Here is a 16,899-nt window from a genome sequence, read left to right on the forward strand (position 1 = left end):
GTTTCCGCCTGTCTCCCCGCAGAGTACAATTCAAATGTATTCGCTTTCATTAAGACGGCATCCGCCGATTTCACGAAATGAGAAGGAGATGGGTATCTGTGAGAAAAAGGAAATTAAGCTGGTCCATGAAGCTGCTGGTGATGCTGGCCCTGCTGCTGACGCCAATGCAGTCCGGCGGCGGCACGGCAAACGCTTGGGAGGGTTCGCCTGTTCCCAAGCTGCATGTAAGCGGCAATCAGCTGGTGAACAGCAGCGGACAACCTGTGCTGCTGAGCGGCTGGCATCAGCCTACCGGGGCTTACTGGACGTATCAGAACAGCAATTATTATCTGAACCGCAACGGCGGGAACCGGCATAAGGCCACTCTGGAGTACCTGAAGGAGATCACGGATACCTTCACCAGCACCTCCGGCAAATACGGCAACAGCCACGGCTGGTACTCGAATCAGGTCCGCCTGTTCATCGACCGGGAGGATATGGGCGATGTCGCGGCAGGAACGTATAACTTCGCGGGCCTTCAGGCAGCTACCCAGAATCTGATCATTCCTTATGTGGAGTATGCGAAGACGAAGGGGCTGTATGTCACGCTGGGGCTGGACTTCACCCTGCTGGACAACAAAGCGACCACCCAGGCCAATCTGGACAAGTTCAATCAGATCTGGGGTTATCTGGCCTCTCAGCCGGGACTCAAGAGCGCGGATAATGTTATGTTCGAGCTGGTGAACGAGCCTGTGCTGAGCGATGTGAACGGACAATGGGGCGGCAATCCCTCCCAGCCGAACTTCGCGGCGTTCTGGAATTCGCTGAAGAATTTCCAGAACTCGATGATCTCGACCATCCGCAGCAAGGGCGCGGATAATGTGATCTGGGCTTCCGGGCTCGGCTGGGATCAGCATTATCAGCTGACGGCATCCAGTCCGCTGACCGACCCGCTGAACAATTACGGCTATGCCGTACACTGGTATCCGGGCTACGGTGCTTATGACAATTTCAACTCGCTTCAGCAGATCTGGGATAGCAGCATCAAGCCTGCTGCCGATGCTTACCCGATCAATATTACTGAAACTACCTGGTTCAAGAACCAGCCGGGAGACTCCTCGTATTGGGATCTGTTCAACGGTACGAACGCAGGCTTCGGCAAGAATACCAAAGCGATCTTCACCGCCGCCGGCAATGTCAGCATTGCCGTCCATATGAACGGCTTCCTGCTCGATTCCGGTCCCAAAAGCTCCTTCGCCGATCCGGACGGCGGATTGCTCTATGACGGCAACGCCACCCGGGACGGCATGGCGCGCTTTATCTTCGAATGGTATTATGAGCGGGCACAGTTCAACCCCTGGAACGGGGTGTGGAACGGAGTCACCAACAATGCGAAGTATAAGCTGATCAACCGGGCGTCAGGCAAGGCGATTGATGTGCCGAACGGGCAGAATACGAACTCCCTTCAGCTCCAGCAGTGGCCGGAGAACACCGCGCTGGCTCAGCAATGGACGGTTACGGATATGGGTACGTACAATAATATTTACCGGCTGCGCAGCGTGAATTCTTCCGACAATAAGGTGATGGATGTGCGTAACAGCACGAAGAATAACGGCGAAGCCATCCAGCTGATGCAGGATTTGAATAACACCGCCCAGCAGTTCCGCCTGATCAAGCTGAGTAATGGCTACTGGAGCATTCTTAATGTGAACAGTAACAAGGCAGTCGAAGTCACAGGAGCCTCCACCGCAGACGGCGCGAAGCTCCAGCAGAACCTCTACCGCGGCGATCTGCACCAGCAATGGAAGCTGGTTCAGGTGAACTAGAGCTTTATGGTAAGAGCCCCCTTCTCCATCTGCAGGGCGGTCCGGGACAGTACCGGATTGCCGCGTGGGGTGAAGGGGGCTTTTTTGAGCGTGCGGGAGGTGCGAGTGCCGAATGTAGTCGCAAAACCGATTACATTCGGCGCTGCGGAGGCGTGCGGGCGAAAGGTAATCGCAAAACCGATTACATTCGGCGCTGCGGAGGCGCGTGGGCTCAATGTAATCGAAAAACCGATTACATTCGGCGCTGCGGAGGCGCGTGGGCTCAATGTAATCGAAAAACCGATTACATTCGACGCTGCGGAGGCGCGCGGGCGCAATGTAATCGAAAAACCGATTACATTCGGCGCTGCGGAGGCACGTGGGCTCAATGTAATCGAAAAACCGATTACATTCGACGCTGCGGAGGCGCGTGGGCTCAATGTAATCGAAAAACCGATTACATTCGGCGCTGCGGAGGCGTGCGGGCTCAATGTAATCGAAAAACCGATTACATTCGGCGCTGCGGAGGCACGTGGGTGAAATGTAATCGAAAAACCGATTACATTCGGCGCTGCGGAGGCGTGCGGGCGAAAGGTAATCGAAAAACCGATTACATACGGCGGGCGAGGAGGTGTGGAGGACGGGTGGCGAAGGCTGGAGGTTCGGGCGCAAAGGTGTGGAGGGAAACAGTTGCCTTTTATACACTTACTGGTGAACAAAAGGCTCCTCCTACGGCAATGGTTGGATAAACAACACTTAATTTTGCGCATTTCCACTAAAGTGACGAAATCAAACCCATTAGATGCTCTTTATCCACTTGCTCCCGCCTAATCCTGAGAATACGGAAAATTAAGATACCCTTTTCCACCTATGTTCAGAAGTGGAGACGGATCAAGCAGTTTTGATGGCGGCTAAGGAGGCAGATAAGCATCGCACTCAAAAGCAACATTTGTCGATATGAAAGCAACGTCAAACTATAGATTACAAGGATTTGGTGTGATTAAATACATAAAGAATACAGCATTTATGCAGATGACTACTAGCTGGTAACTATTTATTTAATGATGGACTCGAAAGGATGAATACGAATGATGGACAAACAGCAACAGCTTGGCTTAACGCCGCCGATGGGATGGAATTCATGGAACACGTTTACTTGGGATATCAACGAGCAATTGATCCGGGAAGCGGCCGATACGCTGGTGGCGGACGGTTACAAGGATGCAGGGTACGAATACATTGTCATTGACGACTGCTGGAGCCTGAAGGAACGGGACAAGGATGGCAAGCTGGTGGCTGACCCGGACAAATTCCCGAACGGAATGAAGGCGGTTGCAGATTATATTCACTCCAAGGGACTGAAGTTCGGCATGTACTCTTGTGTGGGAACGCATACCTGCGCCGGGTATCCGGGCAGCTTCGAGCATGAATTTCAGGATGCGGAGTCCCTGGCTGAATGGGGCGTGGATTTTCTTAAGTACGACTATTGCTTCAAGCCGAGACATATGTCGGGAGAGCTGCTGTACAAGCGGATGAGTCTCGCACTTAAGAACTGCGGAAGAGATATTCTTTTCTCCGCATGTAACTGGGGTGAGGATAATGTCTACCAGTGGATTCGTGAATCCGGCGCGCATATGTACCGTTCCACCGGCGATATCCAGGACAGCTGGGAATCGATCAAGACCCTCGCGCTGTCGCAGCTCGACAAAGCCGCCTACACCGGAGCCTACTGCCATAATGATCTGGATATGCTGGTAGTCGGCATGTACGGGGGCAGCAACAGCGACTTCATCGGCAGCCAGATCGGCGGCTGCACGGATGTGGAGTACAAGACGCACTTCTCGCTGTGGAGCCTGCTGGGCTCTCCGCTGATGATCGGCAGTGACATCCGCAAGGCCAACGAAGCGACCAAGAACATTCTACTGAACCCGGATCTGATTGCCATCAACCAGGATATCGAGGGCCGCGGAGCTTACCGCATTAAGCCTGAGCCGCAGTGGTTCCATACCAATGAAGTATTCATGCTGGTAAAAGTATTAGCAGACGGTGACCTCGCGATCGGATTCTTCAATCTGAGTGATGGTCAAAGAGAGATGTCGCTGCAATTCTGGGATTTCGGGCTTCCGTATGCTTCCGGCAAATCGCTGTCCCTGTATGACTGCTGGGAGCACAAGGAGCTTGGGGTGTTCAGAGAACGGTTCGCTCCGGTCGTTCCAGCCCATGACTGTCTGATCGTGCGGGCGAAATTGGTCTGATTGGTCTAGAGATAAGAAAGAAGAGAAGCGTATGAGCATGAACAGAACCTGCAGACAATGCGGGGTCCCTCTGATGACGGATGATGTGGCGATTTACCTGAAGCTGGTCACGCGCAATGCCCAGGATTTCCTGTGTATCGACTGTCTTGGCGAGCAGCTGAAATGCGGACGCGAGCCGATTGAGCGGCTGATCAAGTATTTCAGGGAATCGGGGAAATGCGTGCTATTCCGTTAGTTATACCCTTGCATGACCCTCTATTGGCAGACACCAGAAGACAGCAGCGGACAGACTGCTGCGGACCGCGTGCTTGCCGGTAGTGGATTTTTCGCATATATAGAACGACAAAAAGCTCACCGTCAAGGCGATTGCCTCTTTGGTGGGCTTTTTGGCCCGGAATTACCGGGAGCGTAATTAGAGAAGCGTGCTCTCCCTGAATTCCTGGGGGGTGACGCCAAAATGCTCCTTGAAGACTTTGATGAAATACGTGGGGTTCTTGTATCCCAGGCGGTTCGCTACTTCATAAACTCTGTATTTACTGTCCTTCAGCAAGAATACAGCCTTCTCCATCCGCAGCCGCAGCAGGTAATCGGACAGGTTCTCTCCCGTCTCCCGCTTGAAGACCTTGGATACATGGGTTGGATGCATATACACATATTCGGCGATAGCCTGAAGGGAGACATCCTCCGACAGATGCTCCTGCACGAATTGATGAATCTGCGCGACAACGGAGTGACGGGAGGCGGACAGCTCGGTGTTCATCTCATGCTGCAGCCTGTCCAGCAAGCCCGTTGCCCAATATTCCAGTTCTCCGATGCTCCTGATATCAAGCGGCGTATGCAGGCGGTAGTCTGTCAGCAGACCGCCGTTCTTATGCACAAAGTAGGAGAACGCGGACTTCAATGCGTAAACAATCTCCGATAAATGCTCATACGAGCCGCTATACTTCGTGCCCCATTCCTGCAACACCACATGCAGCTTCTCTCTTGCCGCCTCCCAGTTCCCGGCCTCAAGCAGATGCGGGAACAGGGGAGGAGAGTAGAGGGAAGCGACCACCAGAGAGGCCGGTTTGACATTATGACCGCCGAGCTGGACGACGAAGTCGTTGTCGTAGCCGATCTGCGAGCGGACCGTGGCGACGCAGCGCTGATACAGCTCCTCCACACTGGCAGGAAAGGTCCCGGAAGGGGAGAGAATGACCGAGATCGTCAGATGCAGCAACCGGCTGACAATCTGCCTCATCTCATCCGCGGTCTGCTCCAGTTGACGTCCCCTTGCATCCCCGCCGCTATTCACAATGAACAGAAGATGGCCGTATACATCCTCGCAGCTCCAGCTTTTGAAGTGCTGGGACACCAGCTCCTCCACAATATTGGTAACGGCGAAGCCCGGGAGTGACATATCGGACGGATCGTAGCGCTTCTGCGGGTCCTCGATGCGGATCAGAATCAGGGAGATCGTATCACCTAATCCGATTGGAAGGCCGTATAACTGGAGCTGCTCTGTCAATTTGCGTTCAGTCCACATGCGTCCCTGGATCAGATGGTTCAGCAGGTTGGAGCGCAGGATAGGCAGATTGCGGTGAACCATCGCCTGGGACTGCACATAGGCGTTCATCTGCTCCCGCTCGGCCTGCAGCCCGCAGGCCGCTTCAGAGACGGCAGCGAGCAGCTCCTCATCCTTCACAGGCTTGAGGAAATAATGAGCCGCCCTAGCTTTCAGCCCCTGCTGCGCATATTCAAATTCTGCATGGCCGGTAAGCAGAATACAGACCGTCTGAGGCCAATTCTGCTTGACCGCCCGGATCAGCTCAATGCCGTTCATGCCGGGCATACGGACATCGGTCACCACGATGTCCGCGGCATGCTTCCCCATCAGCTCCAAAGCCTGCTTGCCGGAATAGGCTGAGAATACGCTGGTAATGCCAGCCGTCTCCCAGGCAATGCTTGCGGTCATGCTCTCCACTAAGTGCTCTTCATCATCCACGATTAACAGCTTCATCCTCCACCGCCTTCTCTGTCCAGTACAGCTCTACCCGCAGTCCCGATGCCGCATTGACCGACAGCCTCACCCCTGAATCCGCTCCGTACCGGAGCTGGAGCCGCCGGTGCACATTCAGCAGGCCGCAGGCTTCCGACCGTTCGCCATACCGGTTCGTGAGCAGCTTCTGTAGCTCCTGAAGCCGGACGGTGGTCATAGTACCGCCGTTGTCGTCAACTATCAACGAATATCCGTTGCCGTCCAGGCTCCCGCTAATCGTGATCCTCCCGGGGCCCTCCAGGGCTTCAATCCCGTGAATCAGCGCATTCTCGACGATCGGCTGGAGAATCAGCCGGGGCACTTCAAGGTCCCGCATGAGGTCCGCCACCTCGATGCTGTAGCGGATGCGGCTCATCCGCATCCGGTGGATGCTGAGGTAATCGGCAGCATTCTTCAGTTCATCCGCCAGCCTCACCGCCTGATTCTCCACCCGGGTCGTATAACGGTAATAATCGGACAGGTGATAAGCCATTTGCAGCACGGCATCCTTACGTTCCAGCTTGGTCATGCTGATCACGTAGGACAGGCTGTTATACAGAAAATGGGGATTAATCTGTGATTGCAGCTGCTTCAGCTCAGCTTCATGCGTGAGCAGCTGCTGCTCCAGCACATTCTCGATCAGCTGCTGGATTTGCGCCGACATGTCATTGAATCTCGATACAATGAGCCGGAACTCGTTGTTCGCCTGAAGCGGAATTCTGGTCTTGTATTGTCCCATCTTGATGAGCTGCACCCCTCTGACCAGAGCGCGCAGCGGGACCTGAACATTGCGGTACAGCAGCCACGATAAGGCAATGCCTACGATGAGGATCAGTCCGAGGACCAGATAGGCGAACCGGTTGGTCACCCTAAGTGGCGTCAGAATCTCGGATAAAGGCACAAGGTTAACCACATACCCGTCCAGCACCTGCACATCGGAATAAGACAGAAGATAGGAAGTTCCGCTGACATCCAGAGTAATATTGCCCTCATGCGCCAGCTGCGTCCGCTGCGTCCGCTTCAAGACGGATACAGCCTCCTGGAGAAGCTCAGGCGGGCAAGAGGGCGTGGATAAGAAGATGTCATCAGGTTTATAAAAAAGCGCTTCCCCAATTCCCTGCGATTGAAACTGCTCCAGCATCCGGATTACGTTGTTCATGTGAAAGCTGATTTCAATGATCGAATTGGCTCTGGCGATGCCGCTGCTGGACTGGTAGGGCTCAAAGGTCAAGTGGATGACCGTGCCCTGTTTATTTCCATGATCGTCATCCATAATGAAATTCCAGTTGTCCTTGCTCAGCCGCTGAAGACGTTCCAGATCATAGGAGGTTCCGTTGACCGTAGATATGGTCTGCCCTGAACGCGGCGAATAGACCGTGATTTCATTGATCCATTCCGTCGAGGCGCTTTGCAGATACAGCTTATCCTGAATGAGCTTTTTGCGGCTGATTTGTTCGTAGTAGCTGGAATTCAGCAAGGACAGGTCCTGAAATTCAATGACGTTCGGATCACGGATCAGGAGGTAGGTGAAGGTCTCCAGCTGAGTAATAATATTGTCCATCTGTGTGGCTAAGGTAGATAACCGGCTGATTCCTGATTGTTTGATTTGGCTGGTAATCACGTTCTCATTGACTCTGTTCGAATAGACCGACAAGATCAGAACCGGCAGTAACAATATAACCAGCGAGCCGACCAGCTTGGAGAAGAGACTGCGTTCCTTGTTGCCCATCTGCTTCTGACTCCTAAGTTTTGTGCTTATCTTATTCTTTAACCGCGCCCATCGTCAACCCTTGTACGAAGAACCTCTGCAGGAACGGATAGACGAGCAGGATCGGCAATGCTCCTATCAGGATTTGCGCAGAACGCACCGTGCGTTCCGACAGAATTTTCAGCTGACTGGGGTCAATGTTCGTGTTGCGCATGTCGCCGCTCTGAATGATCGTCTGCAGAAATGTCGCCAGCGGATACTGCCGGTAATCGGTCATATAGATCAGCCCGTCAAACCATGAGTTCCAGTGCCAGACCATCGAGAACAAGGATAAGGTGGCCAGGGAGGGAAGCGACAAGGGAAGATAGATCGTGATCAGAGACCTCAGATAACCCGCTCCGTCAATGCTTGCCGCCTCCTCCAGCTCTTTGGGAATGGCGCGGAAGAATTGCATCATCAGAATGGTATTGAACACGTTCACCGCAGACGGCAGAATCAGGACCCACAGCGTGTTGGTTAAATGAAGCTGCGTGATCAGCAGATAGGTTGGAATCAGGCCGCCGTTGAACAGCATGGTAAAGACAAAAAACCAGGAGTAGAAGCTTCTGCCGTAAAATGAGCGCGAAAGGGTATAAGCGGCGGTAACGGTCAATGCCATAGACAGCAGGGTTCCGGCGAGCGTTCTTTCCACAGATAGAATTAGGGAACGCAGAAACAAGGGATTCGTAAGCGTTCTGGAGTAGGCTTCAGCCGTGAAGCCGACCGGCCAGAAAAACACCTGATTAGCCGTAGCCGCCGCGCTGGAACTGAAGGATACGGCCGCTACGTGCACAAGGGGAAGAATACATAATATAGCCAGGACTGCAAGAAGCACAGTGTTGAGCACTGTAAACCAGCGGTAAGAGATTGTTTTCCGATACATAGATTCCGCCTGCCTTTACTCAAAAGATGCGATAATTTCCGAACCGGTAGGCCAGCCGGTAAGCCGTAACGATCAGGATGAAGCTGATGACCGATTTGAATAAGCCGACGGCGGTCGCGAAGCTGAAGGAGCCGTTCATGAGACCTACCCTGTAGACAAAGGTATCGATAATATCCCCTTCCCGGTAGACCAGCGGGTTGTACAGGTTGAAGATCTGGTCGAAGCCCGCATTGAGGATATTGCCCAGCGCGAGCGTGCCCACAACCAGGATAACGGGAACCAGCGCCGGCAAGGTGACATGGAGCGTCTGCTTGAACCGGCCTGCGCCGTCGATCTCGGCGGCTTCATACAGCGACATATTGATGCCGCTCATGGCGGCGAGATAGATAATTGCGGCGAAGCCGAACTCCTTCCAGACATCACTGACCACTACGGTGATCCGAAACCAGGTTCCGTCTCCAAGGAAAAATACAGTATCGGCGCCAAGGAGCGTCAGCAGGTGATTGACAATGCCTTTATTGCCGAGGATATCCGTCAGAATCCCTCCCAGAATCACCCAGGACAGGAAATGCGGGAGATACACGAGGGTCTGCACGAACCGTTTGAATAGCAGCGCGCGAACCTCATTCAGCAGCAAGGCAAAGAGGATCGGGACTATAATGTTGGCCGTAATCTTAAGTGAAGCGATGAGCAGGGTGTTATAAATGACCTGCACGCTGTCAGGATACGTAAACATATATTGAAAATGCTCCAGGCCCACCCATGGTGAATGCAGGAACCCAAGCCGGGGCTTGAAGTCCTGAAAAGCCATCAATAGCCCCGCCATAGGCGCATAATTGAAGATCAGCAAACAGATTACAGATGGCAGTATGAGCAAATGAAGAGGTAGCTGGCGAGTAAATCGCGTCTTGCTCTTCTTCCATTCCATCATCCGGACAACTCCTCTATAGGTTCATTTGGCAAAAGTCTTCTATTGGTTAAGCGCCTGATACCACTCGTTCACCTCTTTGGTAATATCATCTCCGCCGGAGGACTTCCATTTCTCCACGAAGCTGTCGAACGAATCCGGCGATTCTTGCCCGTAAATGATTTTCAGGAAAGCTTCACTTTCCATTTTGCGGAGCAGCTCGCCCTTTTGGGCCATGGTTGCTGTCGGAGGGCCGGTATATTTATCGAATACGGAGGCTTCGTCGATGTAAGTCTGCAGTACGGCAGCAGCCTCTGCCCATTTCTTCGGTCTGGCCGAGAAATACATTTCGTAAGGGGTTTCGGGTGTTTTGCCCTGGCCGAGCTTGGCCATGACCTCCAGCTCCTTTTTGGGCGTCTGAATGTCGTTGCCGTAGATGGTGTATTTCTTCACATCAATCCATCCGCCCGGGATTTTGTCCTGGTCATAGACCGGTTTGCCGTCCACGATGACATAGTCGTAGCCCTCGGCCCAGCCGTTAGCCAGTTCGGAGGAAGGATCGTAGAAGCCGGGTCCCATGATGGCGTCCAGATAGTTGAAGAAGGCCTCCATATATTTGAAATCCTTGTTGAAATAGAAGCGGACGGAGGATTGCGGTTCACTGCCAAAGCCCATTTTGCCGTCAATGCCTGCAGGAATGGGAACCGGTATATAATCAAAGGTCATATCCGCACTGAACGGATAGGAAGCCATCCAGGTCGGGCCGAAGACCATGCCAGATTTGCCCTGAACAAAGCTCTCCGCCGCCTTGGCTTCATCCATGATCCCGGCGTCTTTATCCAGATAGCCTTTGCTCATCCATTCGCTAAGCTTGATCAGGCCCTCCTTGACTGTAGGCTGAACAGAGCCGTACTGAAGCTTGCCGTCCGGCCCCTCTGTCCAGTAAGTAGGGATAGCAGATTGTCCGAACAGGAAATCGCTGGATACCATGAAGGTGTCCTTCACGGCCGTGACGCCTTTTTTGAGCGACAGGGATAATCCGAGGGTATCCTTGATCCCATTGCCGTCAGGGTCGCGGTTGACGAACGCATCCATTACAGCTTCCATATCCGCGATAGTCTCGGGCGCCTTCAGGCCTAAGGTATCCAGCCAATCCTGGCGAATCCAGAGCACACTGAAAGAGCTGTTGGCGTTGAAGGTAGGCAGGCCGTAATGCTTGCCGTCATAAGTAACCGTATTCCATATTTCGGGGTACTGGGCGTACAGATCCTTAAGCCGCTGCGAAGCGTACTTGTCAAAAGCCTCGTCGATATCCATCACCTTGCCGGAATCGACGACCTGATTCTCAAGCGTCGGATCGTTCAGGGTGAAGACATCCGGCAGCTTTTCATTGGAGTTAAGCAGAAGGCGGAGCTTGGTCGTGTAAGCATCTCCGGTTCCTACGGTCCAATCTACCTTAAAGTCAATGCCGAACTTCTCCTTGGCCCATTTGGTATGGACATTATTCTCGATGGTCTCCCCATTCTTGAATTTGTTGTCGGAGCCGACCACACGGCCTAAGGTAATCGTAGCCTCTTGTTGCCCGGTATTTCCCTGATCCCCCTGTACAGCCTGACCCGGATCGGATGCCGCACTGCAGCCGGCAACAGCTGTCAGCAGGACTCCGGCCACAAGGGCGATAGACGCCTGCTTCGCAAACTTTATCTTCATGTATTGACCTCCCTGTATGTGATGCTGTTTAGTATATAGCCCATGGGACCCAGGGATAAATAACAATATTGCGAGATTCATGCAAATATATTGGCCGTTCTATTTTACTTTCATTTTATTATATCAATTGATTCATTTATTATATTTCATATTATCAAGGCAGCATTTAATATAGTTTGTGTATTTTACTATTTTTATATGGCGGTGATTAGATTGTTGTATGCAGGAGCGAATTACCATCCGCATGACTGGCCCAAGGAGAGATGGGCACAAGATATTGAATGGATGCGGGCAGCATCCTTTAACGTTGTCCGGCTGGGGCATTTGTGCTGGGACAGCTTTGAGCCCTCTGAAGGCAACTTTACGTTTGAATGGTTCGATGAAGTCATGGATCTGTTTCACGAGGCGGGTATACAGGTCGTGCTGGATATCGCAACCCGCCCGGCTCCGACATGGCTCCACAAGAAGTATCCGGCGATTGACCGGACCGATACAAACGGCATCCGTATGGAAGCGCAAACACGCTATATGGAGGATATCGGCCACCCGGCCTTCCAGGAATACGCGTATAAGTTCGCCGAGACACTGGTATGTAAATACCGGAATCATCCGGCCCTGTATGCCTTCGGACTGTGCAATGAGCTGGGCTCGGGAGCGCCTTCCTATTCCAGAGAGGCCAGAGACCGCTTTGAAGCTTGGTTGAAAGACAAGTACGGCACGGTAGACCAGTTGAACCGGGCATGGACTACCCAGCGCTGGTCGCGCAAATTGAGCAGCTTCCACGATGTCGTGCTTCCAGTCTCCGGCCAGATTCATGGCGCGCCGGAACGGGTGCTGGACATGTGGCGATTTTATTCCGATGAAGTCTTGGCTTATATGCAGGGTCTGAGCCGGATTGTCAGGCAGTTCGCGCCTGAAGCCAGGGAATCGACGAATCACTGGTCAGAGAATCCCGGCTACGGGTTCGATTATCTGAAGCAATATGAGGAGATCATTGATCTCCCCGGTATCGGGTTCTACCCCGGCACCAATCCCGAGGACAGACGGGCCTTGACCGCCGCCTGCTTCTTCATGGATCACCGCATTGGCGAGCTTGACCAGCCCATCTGGTGTCTTGAATTCCAGACTGGCGACTTCGGAGGCTACGCTTCCCCGCGCCTGGCCATGAGAATGTATGCCTATCTCTCGCTTGTCCACAGGGCTCAGGCTGTCTGCGCATGGACCTGGCGGACGATGCTGGGCGGTGAGGAGCAATATGTATTTGGTCTGGTGGATCATGACGGCACGCCGGGCTGGAAGTATGAGGAGTTCAAACAAATCGCGGAGGAATTCAAGCTGCTGCAGGAACGCGGGCTTCCCAGACAGACCTCTCCGCAGATTGCCATCGCCTACTCGTACGAGAGCCTGAAGGTGATGGACGGCAACCGGAGCTTTTACAAGACCGATTATACCCAGCAAGTCCTCCAGGTCTACGAGGCTCTGGAGCGGGCCAATCTGGACTGTAATATTGTGAATCTGCGCAGTCTGCGTAAGGATTACAAGCTTCTGATCGTGCCGGGACATGCCGTCATGGATGCAGCCTCAGCGGCCGCTATTCGCACTTTCGTTGAGGCAGGTGGCACCGCTGTGATGACGGCGTATTCTGCGAAGGTCAATGAGCATAACCGCGTGTTCGATACCCCGATGCCCGGCGGGCTAAGCGATGTCTTCGGCATCCGCAGCGGAGCCTTCATGAGAACCAGAAGCCATACGCCTGCGGAGAATGCCGGAGGTCTTGAGAAGACAGAGCTTCATCTGGAACGGGAAAAGCCGGCTATTCTCCTCGGGGAGCAGGAAAGTCAGCCTGAGATCAGCTATTACGAGATACTGGAAGCCCGCACGGCAGAGACTGTGGCTTCGTTCACGAATACACTCGAGAAGTCGCCCGCAGTCACGCGGAACCGTTATGGCAAGGGAGAGGCGATCTATGTCGCGATACCGGCAGATGCCGATTTTCTAAGTCTGCTTCTTGATAGGCTGTACCCGGCGCTTGGCATCCAGAAAGGTCCGGTTACCCCTTCAGGCGTGGTCGCACGCAGCCTGGAAGACGGCTCTTTACTCTGTGTGAACACCACCGGTATAGAGCAGACCATACAGCTGGATAGGGAGGCATCCGGGCTGCTGTCCGGCAGCCGCTTCGCGGATTCGCTGACTTTGGGCGCTTATGAGGTAGAGCTGGTAACGTACTAGATAAGAAGCACTAAAGAAATAAACAAAAAGCAAAAGAAGCGGAGGGGAAATTTGGAGCTGTAGGAGCGGTAGCGTCCGCCTTTGTCAACGGATTTCACCCGCGAACAGCGGTTCAAAATCAAGAAATCTGGTGACAACAGCGGCCGGAAGTCCAAATGTTCACCGCAGTGACGACGAAGCTTCAAGTTCAAATCTTAAGTGCGTCTTATATAGACTACTATCAAAGGGGAGCATAGGGATGAATGATAATATCAGAATCGCAGCGCAAGTAGTACCTTCTCCACGGCAGCTGGCCTGGCAGGAGCTGGAATTCTATTCATTTATACATTTTGGAATCAATACGTTCACCGATAAGGAATGGGGGCTCGGCGACGAAGCACCGGCAATCTTCAATCCCGAAGAATTTGATGCCAAACAGTGGGTGGAGGTGTGTAAATCGGCGGGAATGAGAGGCTTGATCCTGACCTGCAAGCATCATGACGGCTTCTGTCTCTGGCCCAGCAGCCATACCGGGCATTCCGTGAAGCACAGTCCATGGCGTGATGGCCAAGGCGATATGGTACAGGAGGTAGCGGATGCCTGCCGTGAGGGAGGACTGAAATTCGGGGTGTACTTGTCTCCGTGGGACCGCCATGACGGACGGTACGGGACTTCGGAGTATAACGAATATCTCAAGGATCAATTACGTGAGCTGTTAACCGGGTACGGGGACATCTTCTGCGTCTGGTTCGACGGTGCATGCGGTGAAGGTCCGAATGGCTTGAAGCAGGTCTATGACTGGGACGGATATTATGAGGTGATCCGGGAGCTGCAGCCGGGCGCGGTGATCTCCGTATGCGGTCCGGACGTCCGCTGGTGCGGCAATGAGGCCGGCCATACCCGTGAGTCCGAGTGGAGTGTCGTTCCGGCAGAGCTGCAGGATTGCGAGAAAATCCAGGAAGAGTCGCAGCATGTGGACGACGGCGAATTCGCCAGACGCAGCAACTCCCGCGATGAGAATCTGGGCAGCCGGGAAGCCATCGCCGGGAAGGAGCTCGTCTGGTATCCGGCGGAAGTGAATACCTCGATCCGGCCCGGCTGGTTCTACCACGCTGCTGAGGACGACCAGGTCCGCAGCCTCGAAGAGCTGCTGGACATCTATGATAAGTCGGTTGGCGGCAACTCGACGTTCCTCCTCAATCTTCCGCCCGACAAGCGCGGTCTCATTCATGAGAACGATGCCCGCCGAATGGCCGAGCTGGGAGAGGTAATCCGGTCCACCTTCGAGTATAATCTGGCTGCGGGGGCTCAGGCCGCCGCAACGGAGACGGCGGGAGAGGCCAATGCGGCCGGCCGGGTACTGGACGGGAACAGAGATACATTCTGGTGCCCCAAGGAAGGAACGGAGCAGGCTTCCATTGAGCTTGACCTGAATGTGGAGCAGTCCTTCGATACGATCGTGCTCAAGGAGCATATCCAGTCAGGCCAGCGTATCGAAAAGCTTCATCTGGAATATCTGGACGGAGCTACCTGGAGAAGGTTCTGTGAATGTACGGTTATCGGACATAAGCGTATTCTCAAATTCCCGGAGCTTACGGCAAGGCAGATCCGCCTGACCATTGATCAATCACGCTGGTGCCCGACCTTATCCGCATTTGAAGTGTATCTGAGCGCGGTGGAGTAAGCCGAGATAGCAGGGGGCGTCCCATAAGCCATGTAATGGCTGCTTGGGACGCCCCTTTATCTAGGATTTGTTGTTCCTTATTTTTTGTAACAGTCGATCCAGAATGAAACCAACAAGATACCAGAAAGCTAATGTTGTGAGATAGACTACTGCTATTGGAATGCCTGTTTTTCGTACAAAATGAGATGATTCGTATATCCAGACCAACGGACTAGTTATGGCCAACAGGATGTTATAGTCGTCATTCCCTGAAATATTTACAACAATAGCAACAAATGAAATTAAAACTAACCAAAATCGGAATGATTTCATTAAACGAATTAGTTTCATTAATCACACCTCCAATTCACTTATGAGAGCGTCCCCATGGATGGAAACTTGGCGGTGAAAGTCTGCTACAGGCCGCTATGGGGCGAGTTATATGCTACTACCGTACACGATCTACCATCAAAAGTAAAAAGAAATTGGCTAAGATTGTTGAAGAAGCAAAATGAGCTGTAGCGGCTTGCTATGCGTTTAGATACCAAGGAAACTCCGGTTTTATGTGCAATCATTCCATCCTTTACATACATCAATCCACACTGAATAACTAGAGTATTGTTCTAATTGTTTTATTGTAAGTTCAAGCGCACTGTTGCTACTCCCGCAAGCTGGATAGATTGTCTTAAAACGTTTTAAAGAGATGTCTAGATAAACAGAAACATCATTTTTAATAGCAAATGGACAAACACCTCCAATTGCATGACCAACCCTATCAATGGCTTCATCTGGAGAAAGCATTTTTGCTTTTGTTTTGAAATACTCTTTGAATTTTTTGTTATCCACTTTTGCATCCCCGGCGGCAACTACTAAAACAGCTTGTCCATTTACCATAAAAGAAAGTGTTTTTGCGATTCTCTCTGGCTCACAACCTAATGCAGATGCAGCCAAATCCACGGTTGCACTAGATACTTCAAATTCTTTAATTTGAGAATCCATCCCATATTGTTTGAAAAAATCTTTTACTTTTTCAATTGCCATAATCATCACACCTCATTTTTAAATATTTTCTAGAAGATCTTAGATGAAACTTGCCTATGCTCTTGGGTAAAAAATCATGTTGTAAATGACACATGTTTCTTGATAGGGATTATTGTAGGAATGAGAAACATTAGCCCGAAAGCGGAGTGCTTGCTTTTCTTTTAGAACAATTTTGTTGTTGTTGACTACCATTTCTAACATACCTTGCTCCACAAAAACATATTCTTCCACACCATCAAGGTGCTTTTTAGATGGATGCTGGCATCCGGGATCAAATTCGATATAGAATATTTCAACGTTACGGGTAGGGTCAAAAGGAAAAACAGGAAAGGCTCTCATTTTTCCATCCTCTTCGAGGATAGCGTTTTTGGACAGTGTATCAACCACACTGCACTCCTCTTCTAGCTCTTCCAATAATAAAGATAAAGGAACTTTTAAGCCCACTGCGATTTTCCAAAGAGTTGTAATAGTTGGTGAAGACTGCCCTCTTTCAATTTGTCCAAGCATGGGCTTACTTACATCGGTAAGTTTAGAAACATCTTCAAGTGTAAGATTTCTAGTTGCTCGTATTTCTTTTAACCGTTCTCCAATAGCTAATACTGGCGATTGCACTGCATCACTCCTGATGTATGTCATAACATTTTTTAATATATTATAACATACAAACCACAGATGCAAGACCAA

General features: G+C 52.0%; 13 protein-coding genes. 6 read left to right on the forward strand and 7 right to left on the reverse strand.

Annotated features, from left to right (window positions below; all coding sequences use genetic code 11):
- Positions 1-98: 98 nt before the first annotated feature.
- The 4 genes from NST69_RS10490 to NST69_RS10505 all read left to right on the forward strand — a co-directional run bounded on the left by NST69_RS10490 (position 99) and on the right by NST69_RS10505 (position 4,274).
- Complete coding sequence (locus NST69_RS10490; RefSeq protein WP_342549198.1) at positions 99-1,805, forward strand: RICIN domain-containing protein; 1,707 nt, start codon at positions 99-101, stop codon at positions 1,803-1,805.
- Positions 1,806-1,895: 90 nt separating this feature from the next.
- Entirely contained in the window at positions 1,896-2,324 is a 429-nt protein-coding gene (locus NST69_RS10495) for a hypothetical protein (RefSeq protein ID WP_342549200.1), read from the forward strand.
- Between the two features lie 548 nt (positions 2,325-2,872).
- The gene (locus NST69_RS10500; RefSeq protein ID WP_342549202.1) at positions 2,873-4,039 is read left to right on the forward strand and encodes a glycoside hydrolase family 27 protein; all 1,167 of its coding nucleotides are present in this window, start codon (positions 2,873-2,875) and stop codon (positions 4,037-4,039) included.
- A 31-nt stretch (positions 4,040-4,070) separates the two neighbouring features.
- The gene (locus tag NST69_RS10505) at positions 4,071-4,274 is read left to right on the forward strand and encodes a hypothetical protein (protein WP_036724896.1); all 204 of its coding nucleotides are present in this window, start codon (positions 4,071-4,073) and stop codon (positions 4,272-4,274) included.
- 177 nt (positions 4,275-4,451) lie between these two features.
- Here NST69_RS10505 and NST69_RS10510 read toward each other — a convergent pair whose 3' ends face one another.
- From NST69_RS10510 to NST69_RS10530, 5 genes are read right to left on the reverse strand one after another with little or no spacing between them, the layout of a single operon-like run.
- Complete coding sequence (locus NST69_RS10510) at positions 4,452-6,038, reverse strand: response regulator (RefSeq protein WP_342549204.1); 1,587 nt, start codon at positions 6,036-6,038, stop codon at positions 4,452-4,454.
- Positions 6,016-7,785 carry a histidine kinase gene (locus NST69_RS10515; protein WP_342549206.1) on the reverse strand — a complete coding sequence of 590 codons (1,770 nt, stop codon included), beginning with the start codon at positions 7,783-7,785 and terminating at the stop codon, positions 6,016-6,018. The genes NST69_RS10510 and NST69_RS10515 overlap by 23 nt, the downstream gene beginning before the upstream one ends.
- A 31-nt stretch (positions 7,786-7,816) precedes the next feature.
- Positions 7,817-8,686 (reverse strand): carbohydrate ABC transporter permease, encoded by an 870-nt coding sequence (locus NST69_RS10520; protein ID WP_076073683.1) that lies wholly within the window; start codon positions 8,684-8,686, stop codon positions 7,817-7,819.
- A gap of 19 nt (positions 8,687-8,705) precedes the next feature.
- Positions 8,706-9,617, reverse strand: coding sequence for an ABC transporter permease subunit (locus NST69_RS10525; protein ID WP_342549207.1), 912 nt, complete (start codon positions 9,615-9,617; stop codon positions 8,706-8,708).
- 39 nt (positions 9,618-9,656) lie between these two features.
- Positions 9,657-11,303 (reverse strand): extracellular solute-binding protein, encoded by a 1,647-nt coding sequence (locus NST69_RS10530; RefSeq protein WP_036724891.1) that lies wholly within the window; start codon positions 11,301-11,303, stop codon positions 9,657-9,659.
- A 213-nt stretch (positions 11,304-11,516) separates the two neighbouring features.
- On the opposite strand from NST69_RS10530, the gene NST69_RS10535 reads away from it, so the two are divergent.
- Complete coding sequence (locus tag NST69_RS10535; protein ID WP_342549210.1) at positions 11,517-13,532, forward strand: beta-galactosidase; 2,016 nt, start codon at positions 11,517-11,519, stop codon at positions 13,530-13,532.
- A 238-nt stretch (positions 13,533-13,770) separates the two neighbouring features.
- Positions 13,771-15,195, forward strand: coding sequence for an alpha-L-fucosidase (locus tag NST69_RS10540; RefSeq protein WP_342549211.1), 1,425 nt, complete (start codon positions 13,771-13,773; stop codon positions 15,193-15,195).
- Positions 15,196-15,735: 540 nt separating this feature from the next.
- Here NST69_RS10540 and NST69_RS10545 read toward each other — a convergent pair.
- Positions 15,736-16,215, reverse strand: coding sequence for a YbaK/EbsC family protein (locus NST69_RS10545; RefSeq protein ID WP_339313705.1), 480 nt, complete (start codon positions 16,213-16,215; stop codon positions 15,736-15,738).
- Positions 16,216-16,269: 54 nt separating this feature from the next.
- Positions 16,270-16,827, reverse strand: coding sequence for an XRE family transcriptional regulator (locus NST69_RS10550; protein WP_339313706.1), 558 nt, complete (start codon positions 16,825-16,827; stop codon positions 16,270-16,272).
- Positions 16,828-16,899: the final 72 nt, after the last annotated feature.

It is taken from the genome of Paenibacillus sp. FSL P2-0089, assembly GCF_038595095.1.
GTDB lineage: Bacteria > Bacillota > Bacilli > Paenibacillales > Paenibacillaceae > Paenibacillus_AQ > Paenibacillus_AQ silagei.

Excerpts from the sequence above, each read along its gene's own strand:
- NST69_RS10540 (WP_342549211.1), top strand. The coding sequence starts at position 13,771 with ATGAATGATAATATCAGAATCGCAGCGCAAGTAGTACCTTCTCCACGG.
- NST69_RS10545 (WP_339313705.1), bottom strand. The coding sequence starts at position 16,215 with ATGGCAATTGAAAAAGTAAAAGATTTTTTCAAACAATATGGGATGGAT.
- NST69_RS10525 (WP_342549207.1), bottom strand. The coding sequence starts at position 9,617 with ATGATGGAATGGAAGAAGAGCAAGACGCGATTTACTCGCCAGCTACCT.
- NST69_RS10505 (WP_036724896.1), top strand. The coding sequence starts at position 4,071 with ATGAGCATGAACAGAACCTGCAGACAATGCGGGGTCCCTCTGATGACG.
- NST69_RS10530 (WP_036724891.1), bottom strand. The coding sequence starts at position 11,303 with ATGAAGATAAAGTTTGCGAAGCAGGCGTCTATCGCCCTTGTGGCCGGA.
- NST69_RS10510 (WP_342549204.1), bottom strand. The coding sequence starts at position 6,038 with ATGAAGCTGTTAATCGTGGATGATGAAGAGCACTTAGTGGAGAGCATG.
- NST69_RS10500 (WP_342549202.1), top strand. The coding sequence starts at position 2,873 with ATGATGGACAAACAGCAACAGCTTGGCTTAACGCCGCCGATGGGATGG.
- NST69_RS10515 (WP_342549206.1), bottom strand. The coding sequence starts at position 7,785 with ATGGGCAACAAGGAACGCAGTCTCTTCTCCAAGCTGGTCGGCTCGCTG.
- NST69_RS10520 (WP_076073683.1), bottom strand. The coding sequence starts at position 8,686 with ATGTATCGGAAAACAATCTCTTACCGCTGGTTTACAGTGCTCAACACT.